This window comes from Klebsiella sp. M041, from assembly GCF_059759695.1.
Genome location: NZ_JCAXWU010000016.1, coordinates 1 through 24,214, shown reverse-complemented (window position 1 = coordinate 24,214; position 24,214 = coordinate 1). Strand labels below are relative to the sequence as shown.

Below are 24,214 nucleotides of genomic sequence, written 5' to 3'. Positions count from 1 at the left end.
GATTTTGTGTACAAGAATTGGGTAGGTCGCGATTGGGGTTGAGTAGAAAACAAGCCGTATTGAATAGAGAGGGTAATATGACAGCAGCGCCGCTTTGGTTGATTCAGAACGTACGCCTGGCAGACCGCGACGGCCTGTGGCAGATAGCGATAGATAAGGGCCGCTTTGGCGAGATCACACCGATGGGGGAGGCGCGGGACGAAAGCTACGAGGTGCTGAACGCTCGCGGCGGTCTGGCGATCCCGCCTTTTATTGAGCCGCATATCCATCTGGATACCACCCAGACGGCCGGTGAGCCGAACTGGAACCAGTCCGGCACCCTGTTCGAGGGGATTGAGCGCTGGGCGGAGCGGAAAGCGCTGCTCAGCCATGAGGACGTTAAAGCCCGGGCGTGGAAAACCCTCAAGTGGCAGATCGCCAATGGCGTGCAGTTTGTCCGTACCCATGTCGATGTCTCCGATCCAACGTTGACGGCGCTGAAGGCGATGCTGGAGGTCAAAAAGGAGGTGGCGCCATGGGTCGAGCTGCAGATTGTCGCTTTTCCGCAGGAGGGGATCCTCTCTTACCCCAACGGCGAGGCGCTGCTGGAAGAGGCCCTGAAGCTGGGGGCGGATGTCGTCGGGGCGATCCCGCACTTTGAGTTCACCCGTGAATATGGGGTGGAATCGCTGCATATCGCCTTTCGACTGGCGCAGAAATATGACCGCCCGCTGGATATTCACTGCGATGAAATTGACGATGAACAGTCGCGCTTTGTTGAAACCGTTGCCGCGCTGGCGCTGAAGGCGGGGATAGGGCCGCGGGTGACGGCCAGCCATACCACCGCCATGCACTCCTATAATGGCGCCTATACCTCGCGCCTGTTCCGCCTGCTAAAGCTCTCCGGCATCAACTTTGTCGCCAATCCGCTGGTCAATATTCATCTGCAGGGCCGGTTTGACGAATACCCGAAGCGACGGGGCATTACCCGGGTGAAGGAGCTGATGGCGGCGGGGATCAACGTTTGCTTTGGTCATGATGATGTCTTTGACCCGTGGTACCCGCTGGGGACCGGTAATATGCTGCAGGTCCTGCATATGGGGCTGCACGTTTGCCAGCTGATGGGCTACCAGCAGATTAACGACGGCCTGCAGCTTATCACTGACAACAGCGCCCGCACGTTTGGCCTGACCGATTACGGCATCGTCAGCGGCAACCCGGCTAACCTGATCATCCTCCCGGCGGAGAATGGCTTTGAGGCGGTACGCTGCCAGGTGCCGGTGCGCTGGTCAATTCGCCAGGGAAGGGTGATCGCGATTACCCAGCTGGCGCAAACCTGGATCCAGACCGACCGCGGTGGCGAGGCGCTCTCTTTTATGAGGAACAGCCCCCTTGCGGACGCAAAGGGGCCGAAGGCTTAGTGAGACGCCGCCTGCGCGTTGTTCTGGCGGTGACGGGAGACGAAGCCGAGGATAAAGCACATCACGAACACCACGGCGTAGAGGCCGTTAGCGGTGTGCAGCGCTGCCAGCGGACCGCTGGCAGCCACAATCGGGCCGGTGACCACGAAAGTCAGCATGGTGCCGATGGTGCCGCAGGTGAGGATAAAGTTCACCAGCTTTGGTGAAGCGACTTTAGTTTGCTGCGAACCGAGCGTAATGATCGAGGTGTAGATGGCGCTGGAGAAGAAGCCCAGGGTCAGAATAAACCACGGCATATGCTCCGGCGAACCATTGATAAACAGGTACATCAGCACCGTCGCGAGGCCGGCGAGGATGGTTAAGATGCGCTGCAGGTCGAAGAAGCGCAGGATAAAGCTGAATGACCACATGCCGATCATGTAGGACATCCAGAAATCGCTCACCAGTTTACCGGCATCGCCGAGGCTCATGCCCAGGCTCTTGGCATATTCCGGTACCCAGGAGATAAAGCCCAGCTGACCGAGGATGTAGCACAGCGCCGCGACGGAGAGGAACAGCACGCCGATGCCCCACTTCTCTTTCACCACCGGCTGGCTGTTTTCGCTCTGCGCTTTTTTGCCGAGCACCGGGAAGTCACAGCCGAATGTCAGGACGAAAATAGCGACATACACCAGACCGATACAGGCGTAGACCCAGTACCACTCGATGCTGCGCGCCAGCAGGACCGCGGCGACCATCGGAAAAATCATTCCCGCCATGCTAAAGAAGGAGTCGGTAAACAGCAGACGCGCCCCGCGCTGACGGCCTTCATACATATGGGTGATCAGGAAGGTCCCGATCGACATGGTGATCCCGCTGACCAGGCCGAGAACGAACATCGACGCGGAGAACAGCGCCAGGCTGTGGCTGAGCATCAGGCCGGCCACCGCCAGCACCATTAAAATAAAGCCAAAACGCAGCTGAGTTTTCAGCGGCACGATCTCCATCAGCCAGGCATTGAGGAAGATGGAGATCAGAATACCGGCGTTCAGGAAGGTAAAGGTGTTGCTCATACTGGAAACGGGCAGATGGAAATAATCCGCAATGTTACCCATCACCATCCCGGTGACGATCACCAACGCGCCGGTCAGGGCGTAGGAGAAGAAGCTGATCCATGTGAGCTTAATACGGTTGCTGTTAGTCATGACTGGCCTGTGAATAGAAAGGTAAAGCGCGTTGACGCTGCGCCGGGCGGACAGATTTTAGTCGTTCAGGTGATGTAATTAAATGTTTATTGTGAAATACGTTATCTTTTGCATGTTTTAATGTGACCTGCATCACGCTTTTTCGACGACAGGGAGAACGTTTGCGCGGTTACAATTATTACAGCTAAGTAAAATTTGGTAAAAGGCTGGCCCAGGATGCAAAGGCTCTTTAGAATCAAGGCACTCGCTTTTATTCTGCTCCGTTAAGGAATTTCCATGCTCAAATCAACACTGGCGGCGATGGCTGCCGTTTTCGCCATTTCAGCTTTCTCCCCGGCCATGGCGGCAAAGGGCGATCCGCATGTGCTGCTGACCACCTCGGCAGGTAACATTGAGCTTGAGTTAAACAGCCAGAAAGCCCCGATTTCCGTGGATAACTTCCTGAAGTACGTTAACAGCGGCTTCTACAACAACACCACTTTCCACCGCGTGATCCCGGGATTCATGGTGCAGGGCGGCGGCTTTAACGAGCAGATGCAGCAGAAACAGCCTAACCCGCCGATCAAGAATGAAGCAGACAACGGCCTGCGCAACACCCGCGGCACTATCGCGATGGCGCGTACCGCCGATCAGGATAGCGCCACCAGCCAGTTCTTCATCAACGTGGCGGATAACGCCTTCCTCGACCATGGCCAGCGCGACTTTGGCTATGCGGTGTTTGGCAAGGTAGTCAAAGGCATGGACGTTGCGGATAAGATCTCCCAGGTCCAGACTCATAACGTCGGCCCATACCAAAATGTGCCGACTAAACCGGTTGTTATCCTCTCTGCGAAAGTGCTGCCCTAATCCTCCCGCGGCGCGGTGGTTTATCGCCGCGCCCGGTTGCCTCCCGGCATAACCTGTAATTGCTGCTTATACTTGTGGCACACAGGGGACGATAAGGGGGGCGACGATGCGTCCACTCACCGATAAGCAAAAATCCCGGCTCTGGGAACAGACACGTAATAGCAATTTTCAGGCCAGCCGTCGCCTCGAAGGCGTATCGGTGCCGCTGGTTACGCTGACTGCCGAGGAGGCGCAGGCTCGCCTCGCGACGCTGCGGAGGGAGTATGAGCGATAAATTTGGCGATGAACGCGATCCTTACCTCTATCCGGCGCTGAACGTCCTGCGCAACCGACTCGGCATCCGCCAGGCTAAAACGCTGCAGCAGGCTGCCCTGGAGATGACGTCCCTGCGGGCGGCCACCCTGCCGCTGGGCCCGCGGGTGCGCGGCTTACCCTATCTGTGCGCTATTCATCATCAGCTGTATCAGGATCTGTTTGACTGGGCGGGTAGGCTGCGTGAAGTGAACCTCTACCTGGGCGATACGCCGTTCTGCCACTTTGCCCGCATCGAAGAGGAGGGGAATGCCCTGATGCAGGCTCTGGAGCAGGAGGATTATCTCTGCGGTCTGCCGCGGGATACCTTTATCGAACGCCTGAGCTGGTTCTATGGTGAAATTAATGTGCTGCACCCTTTTCGTCTCGGCAATGGCCTGACCCAGCGCATTTTCTTTGAACAGCTGGCGATACATGCCGGCTACCTTCTTGACTGGCGTGACGTTGATCCTGCCGCCTGGAGCACCGCCTGTCAGCAGGGCGCGATGGGCGATCCGGACCCGCTGGCGGCGATCTTTCGCAAAGTGGTAAGCGAAGCGCGGGAATCTGAGTAGAATAGCCCGGTTTGATTGTTCCGGAGCCGCTATGATCCTGCTTATCGATAACTATGACTCTTTCACCTGGAATCTGTATCAGTACTTTTGCGAACTGGGGGCGGAAGTGCTGGTCAGGCGCAACGATGCGTTGACGCTGGAGGAGATAGCGTCGCTGGCGCCGGAGAAGATAGTGATTTCGCCTGGTCCCTGTACGCCGGATGAAGCGGGGATTTCCCTCGCGGTAATCCGTCACTATGCAGGGAAAACGCCGCTGCTGGGCGTCTGCCTCGGGCATCAGGCGATAGCCCAGGCGTTTGGCGCGACCATTGTGCGGGCGGCGCAGGTGATGCATGGAAAAACCTCGCTTATCGAGCATAACGGCGAAGGGGTGTTTCAGGGGCTGAATAATCCTTTGACGGTGACCCGCTATCATTCGCTGGTGATTGACCCGCCGACGTTGCCGCCTGAGTTTATCGTCACCGCCCGCAGCGCCAGCGGTGAGATTATGGGGATCCGTCATCGCGACTGGGATCTCGAGGGCGTGCAGTTCCATCCGGAAAGCATCCTCAGCGAACAGGGCCATCAATTGCTGGCGAACTTTATTAAGCGGTGATTTCGGTTGCCATTGACTGATTTTTTATGCATATTTTGTGATTAGATTATCATAATCGCATCTGCATAACGAAGAGGGATGGGCAAGACATGGCAACTGAACAACCGGCAATCACCCGCGCCACATTCGATGAAGTTATTTTGCCAATTTATGCACCGGCAGAATTCATCCCGGTAAAGGGAAAAGGCAGCCGCGTCTGGGATCAGCAGGGCAAAGAGTATGTTGATTTCGCCGGCGGTATCGCGGTGACGGCGCTCGGCCATTGCCACCCGGCGCTGGTGGCGGCGCTCCACGAGCAGGGCGAAACGCTGTGGCATACCAGCAACGTCTTTACCAATGAGCCAGCGCTGCGCCTGGGACGTAAACTTGTCGATGCCACCTTCGCCGAGCGAGTGGTGTTTATGAACTCCGGTACCGAAGCCAATGAAACGGCCTTTAAGCTGGCGCGTCACTATGCGGTGACCCGCCATAGCCCGTACAAAACCAAAATCATCGCTTTCCATAATGCCTTTCATGGTCGCTCCCTGTTTACCGTCTCCGTCGGCGGGCAGCCGAAGTACTCCGATGGTTTCGGCCCGAAACCGGCGGATATTGTCCATGTTCCCTTCAACGACCTGCAGGCGGTAAAAGCGGTGATGGATGACCACACCTGCGCAGTGGTGGTGGAGCCGATTCAGGGCGAAGGCGGCGTGACGGCAGCGACGCCGGCGTTCCTGCAGGGGCTGCGCGAACTGTGCGATCAGCACCAGGCGCTGTTAGTCTTTGATGAAGTGCAGTGCGGAATGGGGCGTACCGGATCGCTGTTTGCCTATATGCACTATGGCGTAACCCCGGATATTCTCACCAGCGCCAAAGCGCTGGGCGGCGGTTTCCCGGTCAGCGCCATGTTGACTACCCACGAGATCGCCAGCGCCTTCCATGCGGGTTCCCATGGCTCAACCTACGGCGGCAACCCGCTGGCCTGCGCGGTCGCCAACGCCGCTTTCGATCTGATCAATACCCCGGTGGTGCTGGATGGCGTGAACGCCAAACGCGAACTGTTCGTCAAACACCTGCAGCAGCTGGATGCCGAGTTTGATCTGTTCAGTGATATTCGCGGGATGGGCCTGCTGATTGGCGCCGAACTCAAGCCGCAGCACAAGGGCCGCGCGCGTGATTTCCTCTATGCCGCCGCGGACGCCGGCGTCATGGTGCTTAACGCCGGGCCGGACGTGATGCGTTTTGTTCCCTCGCTGATCATCGAAGAGCAGAATATTGCCGAGGGGATGGCACGCTTTGCCCAGGCCGTGGCAAAGGTGATTAACGGCTGATCTTCCGCAGCCAGATGCCGTGATGCGGCCGCTGACGCCATGCCACTGACGAAATGGTGTGCATGGTGTTCAGATGGCCCAGAATGCGTTGCAGATGCTGCTCCAGGGTGCTTAACGGACCGATCGGCACCTCGCTTTCCGGTGACTCCATAATATTGACATCCCCTGCGCTGCCGGGGCCATCGCTGTCCAGCCGCTGCTGACAGCGCTGCAGGGCAATCTCACAGGATTCGAGATAGCGCTGGGCAAGATCCGGGGTGAGCATCGTATGCTCCCGGGCCAGAGTGGTCATGGCGTTGATGTGTTCGACGATAAACTGGCTGTGCGTCACCCATAGCTTCATATCTTCCAGGTAGTGGGTATTAAACCCGGGCTCCTGCATCGCCTGATTCAGGGAGTTGTAGAGCGCGTTGTGCGCCTGATTGACGCGCATGCGTTGGTAGGCCAGCGCGGGCGCTTTGGGGTCGGGGCTGAGGATCAGGCGAATCGCCTGCTGGTCGGCCTCCAGCGCATCGTGGGCGTTTTTTTTCAGCAGGCCGCTCTGCCACTGCGGCCACAGCCAGACCATCCCGCCGAAGGCGATCAGGCAGCCGATCAGCGTATCGATCAGCCGGGCGATAATAAACTGTTCGCCGTTGAGCGTCAGCAGCTGCAGGGTATATACCGCCGTCACCGTAAACCCCACCATCGCCCAGCCATAGTGTTTGCGGATGATCAGATAGCTGAGCAGGGTGATCAGCAGCATCCCGCTCAGGGTATAGCTCTCCGGAACGTGAAAGTGCAAGGTCAGCCCGGCGATGATCAGGCCGGCGAGCGTCCCCGCCGCCCGGTGGACAATACGAACCCGCGTGGCGCCATAGCCGTTCTGTGTCACGAAGAGGACGGTCATCAGGATCCAGTAGGGCTTCGGCAAATGCAGGGCGTTGCCCATCAGGCTGGCGATGCTCAGCATCACGCTGATGCGGGCGGCGTTGCGCAGCGCGGGCGACTTCAGCGACAGATAGTTCTTTAGCGCGGGAAACAACGGTAAACGACGCTCTTTGTCAGCCATCAGATCCCGGGCATACAGCGGGCGCTGGGTATGCAGCACCCGGGCGATGCGGCTGAAGTGCCAGGCGCAGAAGTGGCCGACCGGGTTGTCCGGATGCTGGTGGGCGATCTTTTCCAGGGCGCCGATCTGTTTATCCATCTGGAAACGCTGCGGAAAACGATGATAGAGCATGTCATCCGCCAGCACCCGCAGGCGGGCGGCGACGGTCTGCGCATTCCAGCGGATCACCGCTTCGGCATGGCTGCGCTCAACCAGCTTTTGCACCTCTTCCGGCTGATGCAGGCTGACCGAAATATGCTCCTGTAGATCCAGCCCCATCTGGAACGCCCGCAGAAGACGTTTGTGGTCGTTACGTTGGTTGGCGGCCAGCATATGCATCTGCTGATAGCACTGGGTGATTAAATCGACCACCTTCTGCTGGCGGATGAGCAGCGGCGGCAGGGCGGTCGAGGGATCGGTATGCTGGGTCAACAGGCTATATTTGGCTTCGCAATAATTGGCCAGTTCCCGGTAGAGCAGACTGAGCGACTCCCGCAGCGGCTGTTCGCGCCACAGCCAGAACCAGAACCAGTTAAACACGCCGTACCATAGCGTGCCGAAGGCGTAGATCAACAGCGGCTCCCAGACGGGCATATTGCCCGCCAGGCTCAGGGTAAAGATGGCGGCGATCAGCGACGCGGGCAGCAGGCGCGCGTGCAGCGAACTGATTTCCGCGGTGACGCCGAGCAATAGCGCCAGGCCGCTGAGAATAAGCGGCAAAGGTATGGTCTGGGCGAGCAGCAGCTGCACCACCAGGCTGCATCCGGCAAACAGACAGCCGCCGATAATCAGACGCTTAAAAAAGCGCTTATGCGGAGTGTCGAGACCGGCGATGTTGCAGCAGGCGGGAACTAAGGAAAACAGGAGCCCCTGCTGGAGATGGCCGAGCAGAAGACCGATGGCCACAGGCAGACACAGCACCAGCGTTTGCCGCAGTGCATAGTTGACTTCCGGGTGGTAAATCAGCCTGCGCCACATGAGGGAAAAACAAAAACGGCGTACTGCAGGAGCAATACGCCGCTTAGCAACTTAACGGGTGCCGTAGACGACGATAGTTTTACCGTGGGCGGAAATCAGGTTCTGATCTTCCAGCATTTTCAAAATACGGCCAACGGTTTCACGAGAGCAGCCGACGATCTGACCAATTTCCTGACGGGTAATTTTAATTTGCATACCGTCCGGGTGGGTCATGGCATCGGGTTGCTTCGCCAGGTTCAGCAGCGTCTGGGCGATACGGCCCGTCACGTCGAGGAAGGCGAGGTTGCCCACTTTCTCAGACGTCACCTGCAGACGGCGAGCCATTTGCGAAGAGAGACGCATCAGAATGTCCGGGTTCACCTGGATCAGCTGACGGAATTTCTTATAAGAGATCTCGGCCACTTCACATGCGGTTTTCGCCCGTACCCAGGCGCTACGCTCCTGACCCTCTTCAAACAGGCCTAATTCACCGATGAAATCGCCCTGGTTGAGGTAGGAGAGGATCATCTCTTTACCTTCTTCATCCTTGATGAGTACAGCCACGGAGCCTTTAACGATGTAGTACAGCGTTTCTGCTTTCTCACCCTGGTGGATCAGCGTGCTCTTTGATGGGTACTTATGAATGTGGCAATGAGACAAGAACCATTCAAGGGTAGGGTCTGTTTGCGGTTTGCCAAGCACCATGCGCGGTTATCCTCTGTTATAAGCTATCTCCGGGCGCCGACACTACACGGCGTCCGGGCATGCAATCGTATTGTTTCCCTATACCTGGGAAGCTGGCTGATGATTTTTCGACAGCCTGTAATGTGAACTCCTCTGCATACATGCAGTACATCAATGTATTACTGTAGCATCCAGACTGTTTTAGCATAGCTTTCGCCGCATGTCTCCTGGTGTCTCGCTTCAGCATGACGCAGGTCGCCTTCCGTTGCGAGAATTGTTATGTGCGCGTAATCTGACAGGAATATTGCGATACTGGAGTTAAATTTTATGCAAGCGCGTGTGAAATGGGTTGAAGGGTTAACCTTTATCGGGGAGTCCGCGTCAGGACACCAGATTCTGATGGATGGCAACTCCGGAGATAAGGCGCCCAGCCCGATGGAGATGGTGCTGATGGCGGCGGGCGGTTGCAGTGCGATCGATGTGGTCTCCATTTTGCAAAAAGGTCGTCACGACGTGACCAACTGCGAAGTGAAGCTGACCTCTGAGCGTCGGGAAGAGGCGCCGCGCCTGTTCACGCATATTAATCTGCACTTTATCGTCACCGGTAAGGCGCTGAAAGATGCCGCAGTCTCCCGCGCGGTGGATCTGTCGGCAGAGAAATACTGCTCGGTGGCGCTGATGCTGGAAAAAGCGGTGAAGATCACCCACTCCTATGAAGTGATCGAGGCGTAGTCTTCGCCTGCTGATGTGAATGATCTCAACCCCGGCCTGGCCGGGGTTTTTTCTGTTAGCCGATCTTTCGGCCTTCCATCAGACGCTCGACCAGCGGCGCCATAATAAGCTCCATCGCCAGCCCCATTTTACCGCCCGGCACCACCAGGGTGTTCATGTGCGAAATAAACGAGCCCTGTAGCATCGCCAGCAGCCAGGGGAAGTCGATGTTCTGCAGATTGCGGAAATGGATCACCACAAAGCTCTCGTCCAGAGAGGGGATCGCTTTCGCGGCAAACGGGTTGGAGGTGTCCACCGTCGGCACGCGCTGGAAGTTGATGTGGGTGCGGGAAAACTGCGGGGTGATGAAGTTAATGTAATCTTCCATCGATCGGACGACGGAGTCCATCACCGCCTCCCGGGAGTGGCCGCGTTCGCTGGTGTCGCGAATGAGTTTCTGGATCCACTCCAGGTTAACGATAGGCACGACCCCGACCAGCAGGTCGACATGGCTGGCGACATCATGCTGCGGCGTGACAACCCCGCCGTGCAGCCCCTCATAGAACAGCACGTCCGTCGGCTCCGGCAGCGGCTGCCATGGGGTGAAGGTTCCCGGCACCTGATTCCACGGCACGGCTTCGTCATAGGTGTGCAGGTATTTACGCGACTGGCCTTTGCCATGGCGGCCATAGTCGACAAAGGTCTGCTCCAGCAGGCCGAAGTCGTTCGCCTCCGGGCCAAAGTAGCTGATATGTTTGCCCTGATCCCGCGCTTTGCGGATCGCCATGTCCATTTCCGGGCGGGTGTAGCGATGAAAGCTGTCGCCTTCCACCTCCGCGGCGTGCAGATTTAGCTGCGCGAAGATTTTGCGAAAGGCGAGGCTGGTGGTGGTAGTGCCCGCGCCGCTGGAGCCCGTGACGGCGATCACCGGATGTTTGGCAGACATAACAACTCCCTGGTTAAACGATGTAGTGGCGTCGCCTTAGCCGTTAAACAGGGCGCGCGGCATAATATTGACCGTCTCATGCAGTTCCGACCACACGAGGACCGCCTCTCCGCGTTTCAGCTGCTGTTTTACATCGGCGACTTTATCGGCAAGTGAACGTTCATGTTCACCATAATCGGTGCCTTCGCGTAACACAAAGCTTTCAATCAGGTTATCCAGCGTTTCGGGATCCAGATCCTGCCAGGGAATAATCATACGGGAACCTCCAGCCAGCGGTTTAACCAGTCGGGAATGCGTCTTTCCAGCCACATCTCCGGTTTACGCAGGGTGCCGCCGACGAAGCCGACGTGGCCGCCTTGTTCAGTCAATTGATACTCAACGTTCGCCGGCAGTTGCTCCTGCGGGGGAATGGAGTGGTGGTCCATAAACGGGTCGTCTTTCGCATGGATGATGAGCGTCGGCTTAGTGATATCGCTGAGCCGCGGCATAGCGCTGCATTGCCGGTAATAATCCAGCGCATCGGCGAAACCATGGATTTTGGCGGTGATCATGTCGTCAAATTCCCGGATGCGGCGCATCCCTTTGAGCTGGCGTAAATCGACGGGCAGCGAGCCAGGATACGCTTTCAACTTACGTGAGGCGTTGGCTTTTAACAGATTGAGCAGATAGCGCTGATAAACTCGCGAGAAGCCCTTATCCATATGATAGCTGCAGGCTTCCAGCATGAAAGGCGCGGAAACGATCACCGCCGCATCCAGCGGGCAGCGGTCGCCTTCTTCTGCCAGCAGGCAGCCCAGCATGTTGCCGCCCAGCGAATAGCCGACGGCGGCGGTCGGCGCGGGGCCAAACTCGCGCTGCAGCCAGTGGAGAAACCAGGTGCCATCTTCCGTTTCGCCGGAGTGATAGATGCGGTGATTGCGGTTAGGTTCGCCGCTGCAGCCGCGAAAGTGCATGACCACGCCCAGCCAGCCGCGCTGCATCGCCGCGTGGATCAGGCCATGGGCATACGGGCTGTGCAGACTTCCTTCCAGACCATGAAAGACGACGAGGCGCGGCTTGTGGCGCGCCTGGTGCGGGTCTTCGCTCCAGGCGAGATCGACAAAATCGCCGTCCGGCAGCTCAAGGCGCTGCCAGTGCGGGGTAAAGCGCAATTTACGGCGGATCAGCCGCGGCAGCATGGTTTGCAGATGACGATTGCCCACGCCGCGCATGGGATGGAACTCACGCGAATCGTTTTCGGGGGGCGTCATGTCTGTGGGGATGATTTCAACCATAGCACCAGAATAATTAATAAACGTGATGATGACTATACCGCGCAGGGCGCGCGGGAGTTAGCCAATATGTGGTCTTGTGGCCAATGACGCCCGGTGACACCGAAAACAAACCATTGATGTCATTGATGGCCTGAGCATGGGAATGGCAGAAACCCATTCTGCCCGCGCCGTCGCAGGCAGAATGATGAGGCGGCGTTAGCCTTCCTGAAGCATGCGCTCCAGCTGCTCTTGTGCCTCCAGCCAGGCCATTTCGCACTCTTCCAGCCCGGATTTCGCGCTGGCCTGCTGCTGCAGGCATTCAGTCAGTTCCGCTTTCCGCGAGGCGTCGTAGAGTTCGCTGTCGCCAAGTTTCTCTTCCGCACTGGCCAGCTGCGCGTTGAGCTTGTCCATCTCTTTCTCCAGACGGGCGATCTCTTTGCGCAGCGGTTGGGTCTGGCTGCGCAGCTCCGCTTCCCGACGCTTCTGGTCTTTGCGCGCTTGCGCGCTGTTGCCGCTCTCTTTTGGCGCGTCGCCGCTCTGGGACTCCTGTTTTTGCGAGTCGCTGAGCCACTGCTGATAATCGTCCAGATCGCCGTCGAACGGTTCGACTTTGCCATCGTGGACAAGGTACAGATCGTCGGTGGTGGAGCGGATCAGGTGGCGATCGTGCGATACGACCACCAGTGCCCCTTCAAAGTCGATCAGCGCTTCGGTTAAGGCCTGACGCATATCGAGGTCGAGATGGTTGGTCGGTTCGTCGAGCAGCAGCAGGTTAGGGCGCTGCCAGACGATCAGGGCCAGCACCAGACGCGCCTTTTCTCCACCGGAGAAGCGGCGGGTCTCTTCGCTGACCTTATCCCCCTGGAAACCAAAGCCGCCAAGATAATCGCGCAGCTTCTGCTCCAGCTCCTGCGGCGCCAGGCGCGCCAGGTGCTGCAGCGGCGACTCATCGGCGCGCAGGAACTCCAGCTGATGCTGGGCGAAGTAGCCGAGCTTGATGCCTTTGGCGAGGCCGATCTCGCCGCTCACGGGCTGGAGTTCGCCAGCCAGCAGCTTAATCAGCGTCGATTTCCCTGCGCCGTTGCGGCCCAGCAGGCCGATACGCGACCCCGGCACCAGATTGAGCTTAATGGAGTCGAGGATAATACGCTCGCCATAGCCGGCGCTGACTTTCTCCATCTTCAGCAGCGGGTTTGGCAGGCTCTCCGGCTGGCGGAAGCTGAAGTGGAACGGGTTATCCACGTGCGCCGGGGCGATGAGTTCCATCCGCTCCAGCATTTTAATTCGGCTCTGCGCCTGCTTGGCTTTGGTGGCTTTGGCGCGGAAGCGATCGATATAGCTTTGCAGATGCGCGACACGCTGCTGCTGGCTTTCGTACATCGCCTGCTGCTGAGCGAGCCGGGTGGCGCGCTGCACTTCAAACGAGCTGTAGTTGCCGGTGTACTCAAACATCGTCTGCTGTTCGATATGGATAATTTTGTCGACGATAGGATCGAGGAAATCGCGATCGTGGGAGATCAGGATCAGCGTCCCCGTGTAGCCCTTCAGCCACTTCTCCAGCCAGATCACCGCATCAAGGTCGAGGTGGTTAGTCGGTTCATCGAGGAGCAGCAGATCGGAGCGGCAGATCAGCGCCTGCGCGAGGTTTAGACGCATACGCCAGCCGCCTGAAAAATCGCTGACCGGCCGCTCAAGCTGTTCATTGCTGAAACCCAGGCCGTGCAGCAGGCTGGCGGCGCGGGAGCGGATGCTCCAGGCGTCGATGGCGTCCAGCTTGCCGTGGACGGTGGCGATGGCATGGCCGTCGTTGCGCTCGTTAGCCTGCTGGAGCGCGGCTTCCAGCTGGCGATATTCGCGATCGCCGTCAATGACATAATCGATTGCCGGCTGCGGCAGGGCCGGGGTTTCCTGATTCACCCAGGCCAGCTGCCAGTTGCCGGGAAAGGTCATACTGCCGCCGTCAGCGCTTATCTCGTTTTTCAAAAGCGATAGCAGCGTCGATTTCCCGCAGCCGTTTTTCCCCACCAGACCGACCTTCTGGCCAGGGTTGATGGTAGCGGTGGCGTTGTCCAGCAGGACGCGAACGCCGCGACGAATTTGTAACGAGGAGAAAACAATCATAAGGCGCCGTATGTTCAGACTATGTTAATTTGTCATTATGATAATGTAGTGTGGAAGCGAATCGCTTCACCGGGCCGCCATGGTAGCCCAAAACGAAGACGATACACAAAGTCATTCTGGCTGTGTCAAAACGCCAGGGCTGTGCAGGCCGCCAGAAGACCTACGGGAGGGGAATGATGTCTCAGACAGCGAAAGTGTTGCTGCTGTATGCCCACCCAGAATCTCAGGATTCCGTGGCCAACCGGGTTTTATTACAACCGGCCTTACAGTTGCCAAACGTCACCGTGCACGATCTCTACGCGCACTATCCGGATTTTTTTATCGATATTGCTCACGAACAGGACCTGCTGCGCCAGCATGAGGTGATCGTTTTCCAGCATCCTTTATATACCTGGAGCTGTCCGGCGCTGCTCAAGGAGTGGCTGGATCGTGTCTTAAGCCGCGGCTTCGCCAGCGGCGCCGGAGGGAACGAACTGGCGGGAAAGTACTGGCGCAGCGTGATCACCACCGGCGAACCTGAGAGCGCCTACCGTCGCGATGCGAATCGCTATCCGATGAACGATATTTTACGTCCTTTTGAACTGACCGCCGGCATGTGCCGTATGCACTGGATGAGCCCCATTATCGTCTACTGGGCCCGGCGGCAACAGCCAGAGGAGCTGCGCAGCCGCGCCCTGGCCTATCGGGACTGGCTGGCCAACCCCCTTGCCGCCGGAGGTGTCCATGGCGGGATTTGATTTGCTGCTGGCGGGGGTGCTGTTTTTGTTCGCGGCCGTTATCGCCGTCCCTCTGGCTTCAAGACTGGGGATTGGCGCGGTGCTGGGCTATCTGCTGGCCGGGATCGCCATAGGTCCGTGGGGGCTCGGGTTTATCAGCGATGTGGATGAAATTCTCCATTTCTCTGAACTCGGCGTGGTGTTTCTGATGTTTATCATCGGCCTGGAGCTCAATCCCGCCAAGCTATGGCGGCTGCGAAGCTCCATCTTCGGCGTTGGCGCGGCGCAGGTGATGCTCAGCGCGGCGATCCTCGGCGGTCTGTTGATGACGACAGGATTTTCATGGCAGGCGGCGGTGGTCGGCGGGATCGGCCTGGCGATGTCCTCTACCGCGATGGCACTGCAGCTGATGCGCGAGAAGGGAATGAGCCGCAGCGAATCAGGGCAGTTAGGCTTTTCGGTCCTGCTGTTTCAGGATCTGGCGGTGATCCCGGCGCTGGCGCTGGTGCCTCTGCTGGCGGGTTCCGCGGATGAGCATGTTAACTGGCTAACGGTCGGCATGAAGGTCCTGGCGTTTGCCGGGATGCTGATTGGCGGACGCTATTTACTGCGGCCGGTGTTCCGCTTTATCGCCAGCTCCGGGGTCAGGGAAGTGTTCACTGCCGCCACGCTGCTGCTGGTCCTTGGATCAGCCCTGTTTATGGAGGCGCTGGGGCTGTCGATGGCACTGGGTACCTTTATCGCCGGCGTGCTGCTGGCGGAAAGTGAGTATCGCCATGAACTGGAGATCGCCATCGATCCGTTCAAGGGGCTGCTGCTTGGGTTGTTCTTTATCTCCGTCGGTATGGCGCTGAACCTTGGCGTGCTGTACACCCATCTGCTGTGGGTGGCGGTGAGCGTGGCGGTGCTGGTGGCGGTAAAAATGCTGGTGCTCTATCTGCTGGCCCGTCTCTATGGCCTGCGGAGTTCCGAGCGTATGCAGTTTGCGGGCGTATTAAGCCAGGGCGGCGAGTTCGCGTTTGTTCTCTTTTCGCTGCCCGCTTCTCAGCGGTTGTTCCAGCACGACCAGATGGCGCTGCTGCTGGTGGCCGTCACCTTGTCGATGATGACCACGCCGCTGCTGATGAAAGGGATCGATAAGATACTGTCGCGACGCCTGAATCCAGCAGAGGATACCGATGAGGCGCCGTGGGTAGAGGACGATAAACCGCAGGTGATTATTGTTGGCTTTGGCCGTTTCGGCCAGGTCATCGGTCGCCTGCTGATGGCCAATAAGATGCGTATTACGGTGCTGGAGCGAGACATCAGCGCGGTGAATCTGATGCGCAACTATGGCTATAAAGTCTATTTTGGCGATGCCACCCAGCTGGAACTGCTGCGCTCGGCGGGGGCGGAGGAGGCGCAGTCGATCGTCATTACCTGTAATGAGCCGGAAGACACCATGCGGCTGGTGGAGATGTGTCAACAACACTTTCCACATCTGCACATCCTGGCGCGCGCTCGCGGGCGCGTCGAGGCGCATGAGCTTCTGCAGGCCGGCGTGACGCAGTTTTCCCGTGAGACTTTCTCCAGCGCGCTGGAGCTGGGGCGTAAAGCGCTCATCACCCTCGGGATGCATCCTCACCAGGCCCAGCGCGCGCAGCTGCACTTCCGACGCCTCGATATGCGAATGCTGCGTGAGTTAATGCCGGTGCATACTGATACGGTACAGATATCACGCGTGCGGGAAGCCCGGCGCGAACTGGAAGAGATTTTTCAGCGCGAAATGCAGAAAGAGAGCCGGCAGCTGGACGGCTGGGACGAGTTTGAATAAAGGTAAATCATATGGCAGTACGTAAACGTTTTATTGCCGGGGCGAAATGTCCGGCGTGCCAGGCGCAGGATTCACTGGCGATGTGGCGTGAAAATAATGTCGATGTTGTTGAATGCGTTAAGTGCGGTCATCAGATGCGTGAGGCGGATAAAGAGGCCCGTGAGCATGTACGCAAAGAGGAGCAGGTGATTGGCATTTTTCATCCCGACTAGCGTTATCCGTCGGCTTTTTTTAAGCTAAAGGGTACACGGCAGCAGAATTCCGCTACAATCTGCGCCACTATTCTTCCCATCTCAGGAGATATCATGAAAGTAGCAAAAGACCTGGTGGTCAGCCTGGCCTATCAGGTACGTACAGAAGACGGTGTGTTGGTTGATGAGTCTCCGGTAAGCGCGCCGCTGGATTACCTGCACGGTCACGGCTCCCTGATTTCCGGCCTGGAAAACGCGCTGGATGGCCACGAAGTGGGCGACAAATTTGACGTAGCCGTTGGCGCTAACGACGCTTACGGTCAGTATGACGAAAACCTGGTGCAGCGTGTACCGAAAGACGTCTTCATGGGCGTTGATGAACTGCAGGTTGGCATGCGCTTCCTGGCGGAAACCGATCAGGGTCCGGTACCAGTAGAGATTACTGAAGTTGAAGACGACCACGTTGTGGTTGATGGCAACCACATGCTGGCAGGTCAGAACCTGAAGTTCAATGTGGAAGTTGTCGCCATCCGCGAAGCGACCGCTGAAGAGCTGGAGCACGGTCACGTGCACGGCGCGCATGGTCATGATCACGACCACGATCATGGTCACGATGGCTGCTGCGGCGGTCACGGTCACGACCACGATCATGGCCACGACCATGGTAAAGGCGGCTGCGGCGGCCACGGTGGCTGCGGTTGCCACTAATCTTCGCGCTTCGGCGCGAAGACAACAAAAAAGCGGGGAGACCCGCTTTTTTTACGCCTCAATAATGCGGCGGCGGCGTCTCTTCGGCCTGGGAGGCGATATGGGAGGGTTGGGTCGCCTTCAGCTTCTCGATCATCAGACGCATATGCTCGCGCATCTTCGCCATCTCAATCTCGTGGGCGGTCACGGTTTTATTGAGGTCTTCGATGGTGATTTCCTGAAACGCCAGCCGGCTTTCCAGCTCCGCAAGGCGCGTTTCTAATGTGCTATCGTGCATGGGTAACCTCTTTAGTCTGATCCTGCGGGCGGATTCTACTTAAGTTTCCCCCGGCGCGCAGCATCGCTGCGTCCTACAGGAAACTTATTCATACAAAAATAGTCCTAAAAGTGGCGATATTCAGGAACGTCCGTATGTAGATTTTAACGGCGACGTTCTATAGTACGTTTTTTGCTTTTTACGATAACCCTGGGGTGAGAGGCCCCGGCCCTGGAGAAATGGATGAAATCACTGTTTAAAGTAACGCTGCTGGCGACCACAATGGCCGTCGCCCTGAATGCACCGCTGACCTTTGCTGCAGATACCGCGGCGAAAGCAGCCCCGGCGGCTGAGAGTAAATCGGCATTTAAAAATGACGATCAGAAATCGGCCTATGCGCTGGGCGCGTCCCTGGGGCGTTACATGGAAAACTCCCTGAAAGAACAAGAAAAACTCGGCATTAAGCTGGATAAAGCCCAGCTGATCGCCGGCGTACAAGACGCGTTTGCCGATAAGAGCAAACTGTCCGACCAGGAGATCGAACAGACTCTGCAGGCCTTTGAAACGCGCGTGAAGACCGCGGCTCAGCAGAAAATGGAAAAAGACGCCACTGAGAACGAAACCAAAGGTAAAGCTTTCCGTGACAGCTTTGCCAAAGAGAAGGGCGTGAAAACGTCGAAAACTGGCCTGCTGTATAAAGTCGAGAAAGAAGGCACTGGCGATGCGCCGAAAGACAGCGACACCGTGGTGGTTAACTACAAAGGTACGCTGATCGACGGCAAAGAGTTTGATAACTCTTATACCCGCGGCGAGCCGCTCTCTTTCCGTCTCGACGGGGTGATCCCGGGCTGGACTGAAGGCCTGAAGAACATCAAGAAAGGCGGCAAAATCAAGCTGGTCATTCCGCCAGATCTGGCCTACGGCAAAACCGGCGTCCCGGGCATCCCGGCCAACTCTACGCTGGTCTTTGATGTAGAGCTGCTGGATATCAAACCGGCGCCGAAGGCAGATGCTCAGCCGGAAGCCGCTGGCGATGCGAAAGCCGCGGACGCGAAAGCTGACGCTAAGAAGTAATCGGGTTCAGGCCGCCGTCTCGTCAGAGGCGGCGGCTTTTTTATTGAGCGCAGATATAATTAAAACTGGAAAGATCCTCAGGCGCTGTATTACTTTAGATAGCTTAATAATGATGATGAGCCTGCCCTGACAATAACGACAGGCTCCTGAAAAGGAGTGCTTTTTTTCATGTCCAGGTCGCTTTTAACCAACGAAACCAGCGAGCTTGACCTGCTGGATCAACGTCCCTTTGACCAGACCGATTTCGATATTCTTAAATCTTATGAAGCGGTGGTGGACGGGTTGGCGATGCTCATCGGTTCGCACTGTGAAATCGTGCTGCATTCTTTGCAGGATCTGAAATGCTCTGCCATCCGTATCGCCAATGGTGAACATACCGGCCGCCAAATCGGTTCACCGATTACCGATCTTGCGCTGCGCATGCTGCACGATATGACGGGCGCCGATAGCAGCGTTTCCAAATGCTACTTTACCCGCGCCAAAAGCGGCGTCCTGATGAAGTCGGTGACGATTGCCATCCGCAACCGCGATCACCGGGTGATTGGTCTGCTGTGCATCAATATGAATCTGGATGTGCCTTTTTCCCAGATCATGAGCACCTTTATTCCGCCAGAAACGCCCGAGGTTAACTCGCCGGTAAACTTTGCTTCCTCGGTTGACGATCTGGTCGCCCAGACTCTGGAATTCACCATCGAAGAGGTGAATGCCGATCGCAGCGTGTCCAACAATGCTAAAAACCGTCAAATCGTGCTGAATCTCTACGAGAAAGGGATCTTCGATATTAAAGACGCCATTAACCAGGTGGCCGATCGTCTGAACATCTCCAAGCACACCGTCTACCTCTATATTCGCCAGTTCAAAAGCGGCGATTTCCAGGGGCTGGATAAGTAATGCGTTTTGCCCTCACGGTGACCGGCCCTGCCTATGGCACGCAGCAGGCGAGCAGCGCCTGGCAATTTGCTCAGGCCGTGCTGCAGGAAGGCCATGAGCTGGCGTGCGTTTTTTTCTATCGCGAAGGCGTGCTTAACGCTAACCAGCTGACGGCGCCCGCCAGCGATGAGTTCGATCTGGTGCGCGGGTGGCAATCCCTCCACGATGAGCACGGCGTCGCGCTGCATATCTGCGTGGCGGCCGCCCTGCGTCGTGGCGTAACGGACGAGCGCGAAGCGCAGCAGCTCGCTCTGCCTGGCCATAATCTGCAGCCGGGTTTTACGTTGAGCGGACTTGGCGCGCTGGCGGAAGCGGCGCTTACTTGCGATCGGATGGTACAGTTTTGATGAAACGTGTGGCTTTCGTTTTTTCCTCCGCGCCGCACGGCAGCGCCGCCGGCAGGGAAGGCCTCGACGCCTTATTAGCCACCTCCGCCCTCACCGACGAGATTGGCGTATTTTTCGTGGGCGACGGCGTGTTTCAGCTGTTGCCCGCTCAGCGGCCTGGCGCTGTGCTGGCCCGCGATTACATCGCCACTTTTAAACTGCTGTCGCTATATGATATCGACCAGTGCTGGCTGTGCGCCGAGTCGGCGCGAGAGCGCGGCCTGGACCCCGCGACACCGTGGGTGGTGGATGTCGAATGCCTGGCGCCGGATGCCCTGCGCGCCCGTCTGCATGAATTTGATGTGATTTTGCGTTTCTGAGGCCCCCATGCTCCATACGCTCAGTGTTTCTCCCTGGCATGCCGATATCGCAGCAATGCTTCGCTTGATGGAGCAGGGTGACGATCTGTTACTGCTGTCTGATGGCGTCGCGGCGGCTATCGCCGGCGGTCGCTTCCTTGAGATCCTGCAATCCGCCCCCATAACCCTTTACGTGCTGCAAGACGACGTTGACGCCCGCGGGCTAACTGGTCAAATTGCGGACAGTGTCGGCAGGGTTAGCTATACTGATTTCGTCAGACTCACAGTCAAACATGCCGGTCAGTTGGCCTGGTGATGGCGGGATCGTTGTATATTTCTTGACACCTTTTCGGCACCGCCCTAAAATTCTGCGTCCTCATAATATATGAGGCGATTTATTACGTGTTTACGAAGCAAAAGCTAAAACCAGGAGCTATTTAATGGCAACAATTAACCAGCTGGTACGCAAACCACGCGCGCGCAAAGTTGCAAAGAGCAACGTGCCAGCGCTGGAAGCCTGCCCGCAGAAACGTGGCGTATGTACTCGCGTATATACCACCACTCCTAAGAAACCGAACTCCGCACTGCGTAAAGTTTGCCGTGTGCGTCTGACTAACGGTTTCGAAGTCACCTCCTACATCGGTGGTGAAGGTCACAACCTGCAGGAGCACTCCGTGATCCTGATCCGTGGCGGTCGTGTTAAAGACCTTCCGGGTGTTCGTTACCACACCGTTCGTGGTGCGCTTGACTGCTCCGGCGTTAAAGACCGTAAGCAGGCTCGCTCCAAGTACGGCGTGAAGCGTCCTAAGGCTTAATGGTTCTCCGTTAAGTAAGGCCAAACTGATTTATCTTAATGTCATACTAAACTCTTAGAGTTTTGGACAATCCTGAATTAACAACGGAGTATTTCCATGCCACGTCGTCGCGTCATTGGTCAGCGTAAAATTCTGCCGGATCCGAAGTTCGGATCAGAACTGCTGGCTAAATTTGTCAATATCCTGATGGTAGATGGTAAAAAATCTACTGCAGAAACTATCGTATACAGCGCGCTGGAGACCCTGGCTCAGCGTTCTGGTAAATCTGAACTGGAAGCCTTCGAAGTTGCGCTCGAAAACGTGCGCCCGACTGTCGAAGTTAAGTCCCGCCGCGTAGGTGGTTCTACTTATCAGGTTCCAGTTGAAGTTCGTCCGGTCCGTCGTAATGCCCTGGCAATGCGTTGGATCGTTGAAGCTGCTCGTAAACGCGGTGATAAATCCATGGCTCTGCGCCTGGCGAACGAACTCACTGATGCTGCAGACAACAAAGGTACTGCAGTTAAGAAACGTGAAGACGTTCACCGTATGGCCGAAGCCAACAAGGCGTTCGCTCACTACCGTTGGTAATCCCTTCGGAGTCATAGTCACCAGGCGGGCGCTTCAGATGAGTCGCCCGCTCTGGATAACTTAACTGAACGCCTAAAGAAATAAACGAGGAATCAAATGGCTCGTACAACACCCATCGCACGCTACCGTAACATCGGTATCAGTGCGCACATCGACGCCGGTAAAACCACTACTACCGAACGTATTCTGTTCTACACCGGTGTAAACCACAAAATCGGTGAAGTTCATGACGGCGCCGCTACCATGGACTGGATGGAGCAGGAGCAGGAACGTGGTATCACCATCACTTCCGCTGCGACTACTGCATTCTGGTCTGGTATGGCTAAGCAGTATGAACCGCACCGTGTAAACATCATCGACACCCCGGGGCACGTTGACTTCACTATCGAAGTAGAACGTTCCATGCGTGTTCTTGATGGTGCGGTAATGGTTTACTGCGCAGTTGGTGGTGTTCAGCCGCAGTCTGAAACCGTATGGCGTCAGGCAAACAAATATAAAGTTCCGCGCATCGCGTTCGTTAACAAAATGGACCGCATGGGCGCTAACTTCCTGAAAGTTGTTGGTCAGATCAAAACCCGTCTGGGCGCGAACCCGGTTCCGCTGCAGCTGGCAATTGGTGCTGAAGAAGGTTTCACCGGCGTTGTTGACCTGGTGAAAATGAAAGCCATCAACTGGAACGATGCAGACCAGGGCGTAACCTTCGAATACGAAGATATCCCGGCTGACATGCAGGATCTGGCTGACGAATGGCACCAGAACCTGATCGAGTCCGCAGCTGAAGCTTCTGAAGAGCTGATGGAAAAATACCTGGGTGGTGAAGAACTGACTGAAGAAGAGATCAAAAAAGCTCTGCGTCAGCGCGTTCTGAACAACGAAATCATCCTGGTAACCTGTGGTTCTGCGTTCAAGAACAAAGGTGTTCAGGCGATGCTGGATGCGGTAATTGACTACCTGCCATCCCCTGTTGACGTTCCGGCGATCAACGGCATCCTGGACGACGGTAAAGATACTCCGGCTGAGCGTCACGCAAGCGACGACGAGCCGTTCTCTGCACTGGCGTTCAAAATCGCTACTGACCCGTTCGTGGGCAACCTGACCTTCTTCCGCGTGTACTCCGGTGTGGTTAACTCTGGTGATACCGTACTGAACTCCGTGAAAGCTGCACGTGAGCGTTTCGGTCGTATCGTACAGATGCACGCTAACAAACGTGAAGAGATCAAAGAAGTTCGCGCGGGCGACATCGCTGCTGCAATCGGTCTGAAAGACGTAACTACTGGTGACACCCTGTGTAACCCGGATGCGCCGATCATTCTGGAGCGTATGGAATTCCCTGAGCCGGTAATCTCCATCGCCGTTGAGCCGAAAACCAAAGCTGACCAGGAAAAAATGGGTCTGGCTCTGGGTCGTCTGGCTAAAGAAGACCCGTCTTTCCGCGTATGGACTGACGAAGAGTCTAACCAGACCATTATCGCCGGTATGGGTGAGCTGCACCTCGACATCATCGTTGACCGTATGAAGCGTGAATTCAACGTTGAAGCGAACGTCGGTAAACCTCAGGTTGCTTACCGTGAAGCAATTCGCGCGAAAGTTACCGATATCGAAGGTAAACACGCCAAGCAGTCTGGTGGTCGTGGTCAGTACGGTCACGTTGTGATCGACATGTACCCGCTGGAGCCGGGCTCTAACCCGAAAGGTTACGAGTTCATCAACGACATCAAAGGTGGTGTAATTCCTGGCGAATACATCCCGGCCGTTGATAAAGGCATCCAGGAACAGCTGAAAGCTGGTCCGCTGGCAGGTTACCCGGTAGTTGATATGGGTATCCGTCTGCACTTCGGTTCTTACCACGACGTTGACTCCTCTGAGCTGGCGTTTAAACTGGCTGCGTCTATTGCCTTTAAAGAAGGCTTTAAGAAAGCAAAACCAGTTCTGCTTGAGCCGATCATGAAGGTTGAAGTAGAAACTCCGGAAGAGAACACTGGTGACGTTATCGGTGACTTGAGCCGTCGTCGCGGTATGCTGCGCGGTCAGGAATCCGAAGTAACCGGCGTTAAGATCCACGCTGAAGTACCGCTGTCCGAAATGTTCGGTTATGCAACTCAGCTGCGTTCTCTGACCAAAGGTCGTGCATCATACACCATGGAATTCCTGAAGTATGATGATGCGCCGAACAACGTTGCTCAGGCCGTTATTGAAGCCCGTGGTAAATAATCCACAGGATTAAAACCTAAGTCCCGTGCTCTCTCCGAAGGGGAGAGCACTATAGTAAGGAATATAGCCGTGTCTAAAGAAAAATTTGAACGTACAAAACCGCACGTCAACGTTGGTACTATCGGCCACGTTGACCATGGTAAAACTACCCTGACTGCTGCCATCACTACCGTTCTGGCTAAAACCTACGGTGGTTCCGCTCGCGCATTCGACCAGATCGATAACGCGCCGGAAGAAAAAGCTCGTGGTATCACCATCAACACCTCTCACGTTGAATATGACACC

28 protein-coding genes are annotated in these 24,214 nt (G+C 56.6%); 20 read left to right on the top strand and 8 right to left on the bottom strand.

Annotated elements, in window-relative coordinates; translation table 11 throughout:
- Positions 1-77: 77 nt before the first annotated feature.
- Positions 78-1,400, top strand: coding sequence for a cytosine deaminase (locus AC6CWS_RS20050; RefSeq protein WP_065883116.1), 1,323 nt, complete (start codon positions 78-80; stop codon positions 1,398-1,400).
- On the opposite strand, the gene tsgA is transcribed toward AC6CWS_RS20050, so the two are convergent.
- Positions 1,397-2,584, bottom strand: coding sequence for an MFS transporter TsgA (tsgA, locus tag AC6CWS_RS20045; RefSeq protein ID WP_065883115.1), 1,188 nt, complete (start codon positions 2,582-2,584; stop codon positions 1,397-1,399). The two genes, AC6CWS_RS20050 and tsgA, sit on opposite strands and share 4 nt — an antisense overlap.
- A 276-nt stretch (positions 2,585-2,860) precedes the next feature.
- On the opposite strand from tsgA, the gene ppiA reads away from it, so the two are divergent.
- From ppiA to argD, 5 genes are all read left to right on the top strand, one after another.
- Positions 2,861-3,430 carry a peptidylprolyl isomerase A gene (gene ppiA / locus AC6CWS_RS20040; protein ID WP_002920238.1) on the top strand — a complete coding sequence of 190 codons (570 nt, stop codon included), beginning with the start codon at positions 2,861-2,863 and terminating at the stop codon, positions 3,428-3,430.
- A gap of 106 nt (positions 3,431-3,536) precedes the next feature.
- On the top strand, positions 3,537-3,704 hold the full coding sequence (ficA, locus tag AC6CWS_RS20035; protein WP_004202194.1) for a FicA/YhfG family antitoxin: 168 nt from the start codon (positions 3,537-3,539) through the stop codon (positions 3,702-3,704).
- Positions 3,694-4,296 (top strand): putative adenosine monophosphate-protein transferase Fic, encoded by a 603-nt coding sequence (locus tag AC6CWS_RS20030; protein WP_032454217.1) that lies wholly within the window; start codon positions 3,694-3,696, stop codon positions 4,294-4,296. The genes ficA and AC6CWS_RS20030 overlap by 11 nt, the downstream gene beginning before the upstream one ends.
- A 31-nt stretch (positions 4,297-4,327) precedes the next feature.
- Positions 4,328-4,891, top strand: coding sequence for an aminodeoxychorismate synthase component 2 (pabA, locus tag AC6CWS_RS20025; RefSeq protein ID WP_044524952.1), 564 nt, complete (start codon positions 4,328-4,330; stop codon positions 4,889-4,891).
- 89 nt (positions 4,892-4,980) lie between these two features.
- A complete protein-coding gene (argD, locus tag AC6CWS_RS20020) occupies positions 4,981-6,201 on the top strand; it encodes a bifunctional acetylornithine/succinyldiaminopimelate transaminase (RefSeq protein WP_102004397.1) in 1,221 nt (406 codons plus the stop codon).
- On the opposite strand, the gene AC6CWS_RS20015 is transcribed toward argD, so the two are convergent.
- Both AC6CWS_RS20015 and crp read right to left on the bottom strand, forming a co-directional pair.
- A complete protein-coding gene (locus AC6CWS_RS20015) occupies positions 6,191-8,269 on the bottom strand; it encodes a YccS/YhfK family putative transporter (protein ID WP_065883111.1) in 2,079 nt (692 codons plus the stop codon). The genes argD and AC6CWS_RS20015 overlap by 11 nt on opposite strands.
- Before the next feature lie 51 nt (positions 8,270-8,320).
- On the bottom strand, positions 8,321-8,953 hold the full coding sequence (crp, locus tag AC6CWS_RS20010; protein WP_000242758.1) for a cAMP-activated global transcriptional regulator CRP: 633 nt from the start codon (positions 8,951-8,953) through the stop codon (positions 8,321-8,323).
- A 306-nt stretch (positions 8,954-9,259) separates the two neighbouring features.
- Between crp and AC6CWS_RS20005 the strand changes: the two genes are divergently transcribed.
- Positions 9,260-9,664: an OsmC family protein gene (locus tag AC6CWS_RS20005; protein ID WP_023291180.1), complete on the top strand. Its 405-nt coding sequence runs from the start codon at positions 9,260-9,262 to the stop codon at positions 9,662-9,664.
- 55 nt (positions 9,665-9,719) lie between these two features.
- On the opposite strand, the gene AC6CWS_RS20000 is transcribed toward AC6CWS_RS20005, so the two are convergent.
- From AC6CWS_RS20000 to AC6CWS_RS19985, 4 genes are all read right to left on the bottom strand, one after another.
- A complete protein-coding gene (locus AC6CWS_RS20000) occupies positions 9,720-10,589 on the bottom strand; it encodes a phosphoribulokinase (RefSeq protein ID WP_004202201.1) in 870 nt (289 codons plus the stop codon).
- A gap of 36 nt (positions 10,590-10,625) precedes the next feature.
- On the bottom strand, positions 10,626-10,844 hold the full coding sequence (locus tag AC6CWS_RS19995) for a YheU family protein (protein WP_002920151.1): 219 nt from the start codon (positions 10,842-10,844) through the stop codon (positions 10,626-10,628).
- The gene (locus AC6CWS_RS19990) at positions 10,841-11,839 is read right to left on the bottom strand and encodes a hydrolase (RefSeq protein ID WP_072096663.1); all 999 of its coding nucleotides are present in this window, start codon (positions 11,837-11,839) and stop codon (positions 10,841-10,843) included. Before AC6CWS_RS19990 ends, AC6CWS_RS19995 begins: the two co-directional genes overlap by 4 nt.
- 219 nt (positions 11,840-12,058) lie before the next feature.
- On the bottom strand, positions 12,059-13,963 hold the full coding sequence (locus AC6CWS_RS19985) for an ABC transporter ATP-binding protein (RefSeq protein WP_065883109.1): 1,905 nt from the start codon (positions 13,961-13,963) through the stop codon (positions 12,059-12,061).
- 173 nt (positions 13,964-14,136) lie between these two features.
- Between AC6CWS_RS19985 and kefG the strand changes: the two genes are divergently transcribed.
- The 4 genes from kefG to slyD all read left to right on the top strand — a co-directional run bounded on the left by kefG (position 14,137) and on the right by slyD (position 17,391).
- Complete coding sequence (kefG, locus tag AC6CWS_RS19980; RefSeq protein WP_004202208.1) at positions 14,137-14,700, top strand: glutathione-regulated potassium-efflux system ancillary protein KefG; 564 nt, start codon at positions 14,137-14,139, stop codon at positions 14,698-14,700.
- Positions 14,687-16,492, top strand: a complete 1,806-nt coding sequence (kefB, locus tag AC6CWS_RS19975) for a glutathione-regulated potassium-efflux system protein KefB (RefSeq protein ID WP_004202210.1) — start codon at positions 14,687-14,689, stop codon at positions 16,490-16,492. The genes kefG and kefB overlap by 14 nt, the downstream gene beginning before the upstream one ends.
- A gap of 11 nt (positions 16,493-16,503) precedes the next feature.
- Complete coding sequence (locus AC6CWS_RS19970) at positions 16,504-16,704, top strand: YheV family putative zinc ribbon protein (RefSeq protein WP_002920143.1); 201 nt, start codon at positions 16,504-16,506, stop codon at positions 16,702-16,704.
- A 93-nt stretch (positions 16,705-16,797) separates the two neighbouring features.
- Positions 16,798-17,391: a peptidylprolyl isomerase gene (gene slyD, locus AC6CWS_RS19965; RefSeq protein ID WP_004202213.1), complete on the top strand. Its 594-nt coding sequence runs from the start codon at positions 16,798-16,800 to the stop codon at positions 17,389-17,391.
- A gap of 58 nt (positions 17,392-17,449) precedes the next feature.
- On the opposite strand, the gene AC6CWS_RS19960 is transcribed toward slyD, so the two are convergent.
- Positions 17,450-17,668 carry a protein SlyX gene (locus AC6CWS_RS19960; protein ID WP_002920136.1) on the bottom strand — a complete coding sequence of 73 codons (219 nt, stop codon included), beginning with the start codon at positions 17,666-17,668 and terminating at the stop codon, positions 17,450-17,452.
- Positions 17,669-17,890: 222 nt separating this feature from the next.
- Between AC6CWS_RS19960 and fkpA the strand changes: the two genes are divergently transcribed.
- The 9 genes from fkpA to AC6CWS_RS19915 all read left to right on the top strand — a co-directional run.
- Positions 17,891-18,721: an FKBP-type peptidyl-prolyl cis-trans isomerase gene (gene fkpA / locus AC6CWS_RS19955; RefSeq protein ID WP_004202215.1), complete on the top strand. Its 831-nt coding sequence runs from the start codon at positions 17,891-17,893 to the stop codon at positions 18,719-18,721.
- Positions 18,722-18,889: 168 nt separating this feature from the next.
- Positions 18,890-19,612, top strand: a complete 723-nt coding sequence (locus AC6CWS_RS19950; protein WP_002920130.1) for a helix-turn-helix transcriptional regulator — start codon at positions 18,890-18,892, stop codon at positions 19,610-19,612.
- Entirely contained in the window at positions 19,612-19,998 is a 387-nt protein-coding gene (gene tusD / locus AC6CWS_RS19945) for a sulfurtransferase complex subunit TusD (protein ID WP_002920128.1), read from the top strand. Before AC6CWS_RS19950 ends, tusD begins: the two co-directional genes overlap by 1 nt.
- The gene (gene tusC / locus AC6CWS_RS19940) at positions 19,998-20,357 is read left to right on the top strand and encodes a sulfurtransferase complex subunit TusC (protein WP_032454214.1); all 360 of its coding nucleotides are present in this window, start codon (positions 19,998-20,000) and stop codon (positions 20,355-20,357) included. The genes tusD and tusC overlap by 1 nt, the downstream gene beginning before the upstream one ends.
- Before the next feature lie 7 nt (positions 20,358-20,364).
- Positions 20,365-20,652, top strand: a complete 288-nt coding sequence (tusB, locus tag AC6CWS_RS19935) for a sulfurtransferase complex subunit TusB (protein ID WP_004202221.1) — start codon at positions 20,365-20,367, stop codon at positions 20,650-20,652.
- A gap of 124 nt (positions 20,653-20,776) precedes the next feature.
- Positions 20,777-21,151 carry a 30S ribosomal protein S12 gene (gene rpsL, locus AC6CWS_RS19930; protein WP_002920115.1) on the top strand — a complete coding sequence of 125 codons (375 nt, stop codon included), beginning with the start codon at positions 20,777-20,779 and terminating at the stop codon, positions 21,149-21,151.
- A gap of 96 nt (positions 21,152-21,247) precedes the next feature.
- Positions 21,248-21,718: a 30S ribosomal protein S7 gene (gene rpsG / locus AC6CWS_RS19925; RefSeq protein ID WP_002920113.1), complete on the top strand. Its 471-nt coding sequence runs from the start codon at positions 21,248-21,250 to the stop codon at positions 21,716-21,718.
- Positions 21,719-21,814: 96 nt separating this feature from the next.
- Positions 21,815-23,929 carry an elongation factor G gene (fusA, locus tag AC6CWS_RS19920; protein WP_023291175.1) on the top strand — a complete coding sequence of 705 codons (2,115 nt, stop codon included), beginning with the start codon at positions 21,815-21,817 and terminating at the stop codon, positions 23,927-23,929.
- 69 nt (positions 23,930-23,998) lie between these two features.
- On the top strand, positions 23,999-24,214 hold a 216-nt coding region (locus AC6CWS_RS19915), incomplete at its 3' end, for a GTP-binding protein (protein WP_227545090.1).

Excerpts from the sequence above, each read along its gene's own strand:
- tusB (WP_004202221.1), top strand. The coding sequence starts at position 20,365 with ATGCTCCATACGCTCAGTGTTTCTCCCTGGCATGCCGATATCGCAGCA.
- tusC (WP_032454214.1), top strand. The coding sequence starts at position 19,998 with ATGAAACGTGTGGCTTTCGTTTTTTCCTCCGCGCCGCACGGCAGCGCC.
- AC6CWS_RS19950 (WP_002920130.1), top strand. The coding sequence starts at position 18,890 with ATGTCCAGGTCGCTTTTAACCAACGAAACCAGCGAGCTTGACCTGCTG.
- fkpA (WP_004202215.1), top strand. The coding sequence starts at position 17,891 with ATGAAATCACTGTTTAAAGTAACGCTGCTGGCGACCACAATGGCCGTC.
- kefB (WP_004202210.1), top strand. The coding sequence starts at position 14,687 with ATGGCGGGATTTGATTTGCTGCTGGCGGGGGTGCTGTTTTTGTTCGCG.
- AC6CWS_RS19995 (WP_002920151.1), bottom strand. The coding sequence starts at position 10,844 with ATGATTATTCCCTGGCAGGATCTGGATCCCGAAACGCTGGATAACCTG.
- fusA (WP_023291175.1), top strand. The coding sequence starts at position 21,815 with ATGGCTCGTACAACACCCATCGCACGCTACCGTAACATCGGTATCAGT.
- tsgA (WP_065883115.1), bottom strand. The coding sequence starts at position 2,584 with ATGACTAACAGCAACCGTATTAAGCTCACATGGATCAGCTTCTTCTCC.
- kefG (WP_004202208.1), top strand. The coding sequence starts at position 14,137 with ATGATGTCTCAGACAGCGAAAGTGTTGCTGCTGTATGCCCACCCAGAA.
- argD (WP_102004397.1), top strand. The coding sequence starts at position 4,981 with ATGGCAACTGAACAACCGGCAATCACCCGCGCCACATTCGATGAAGTT.
- rpsL (WP_002920115.1), top strand. The coding sequence starts at position 20,777 with ATGGCAACAATTAACCAGCTGGTACGCAAACCACGCGCGCGCAAAGTT.
- AC6CWS_RS20005 (WP_023291180.1), top strand. The coding sequence starts at position 9,260 with ATGCAAGCGCGTGTGAAATGGGTTGAAGGGTTAACCTTTATCGGGGAG.
- ficA (WP_004202194.1), top strand. The coding sequence starts at position 3,537 with ATGCGTCCACTCACCGATAAGCAAAAATCCCGGCTCTGGGAACAGACA.
- ppiA (WP_002920238.1), top strand. The coding sequence starts at position 2,861 with ATGCTCAAATCAACACTGGCGGCGATGGCTGCCGTTTTCGCCATTTCA.
- AC6CWS_RS20050 (WP_065883116.1), top strand. The coding sequence starts at position 78 with ATGACAGCAGCGCCGCTTTGGTTGATTCAGAACGTACGCCTGGCAGAC.
- AC6CWS_RS19960 (WP_002920136.1), bottom strand. The coding sequence starts at position 17,668 with ATGCACGATAGCACATTAGAAACGCGCCTTGCGGAGCTGGAAAGCCGG.
- pabA (WP_044524952.1), top strand. The coding sequence starts at position 4,328 with ATGATCCTGCTTATCGATAACTATGACTCTTTCACCTGGAATCTGTAT.
- slyD (WP_004202213.1), top strand. The coding sequence starts at position 16,798 with ATGAAAGTAGCAAAAGACCTGGTGGTCAGCCTGGCCTATCAGGTACGT.
- AC6CWS_RS20015 (WP_065883111.1), bottom strand. The coding sequence starts at position 8,269 with ATGTGGCGCAGGCTGATTTACCACCCGGAAGTCAACTATGCACTGCGG.
- AC6CWS_RS20000 (WP_004202201.1), bottom strand. The coding sequence starts at position 10,589 with ATGTCTGCCAAACATCCGGTGATCGCCGTCACGGGCTCCAGCGGCGCG.
- AC6CWS_RS19985 (WP_065883109.1), bottom strand. The coding sequence starts at position 13,963 with ATGATTGTTTTCTCCTCGTTACAAATTCGTCGCGGCGTTCGCGTCCTG.
- AC6CWS_RS20030 (WP_032454217.1), top strand. The coding sequence starts at position 3,694 with ATGAGCGATAAATTTGGCGATGAACGCGATCCTTACCTCTATCCGGCG.
- AC6CWS_RS19990 (WP_072096663.1), bottom strand. The coding sequence starts at position 11,839 with ATGACGCCCCCCGAAAACGATTCGCGTGAGTTCCATCCCATGCGCGGC.
- AC6CWS_RS19970 (WP_002920143.1), top strand. The coding sequence starts at position 16,504 with ATGGCAGTACGTAAACGTTTTATTGCCGGGGCGAAATGTCCGGCGTGC.
- rpsG (WP_002920113.1), top strand. The coding sequence starts at position 21,248 with ATGCCACGTCGTCGCGTCATTGGTCAGCGTAAAATTCTGCCGGATCCG.
- crp (WP_000242758.1), bottom strand. The coding sequence starts at position 8,953 with ATGGTGCTTGGCAAACCGCAAACAGACCCTACCCTTGAATGGTTCTTG.
- tusD (WP_002920128.1), top strand. The coding sequence starts at position 19,612 with ATGCGTTTTGCCCTCACGGTGACCGGCCCTGCCTATGGCACGCAGCAG.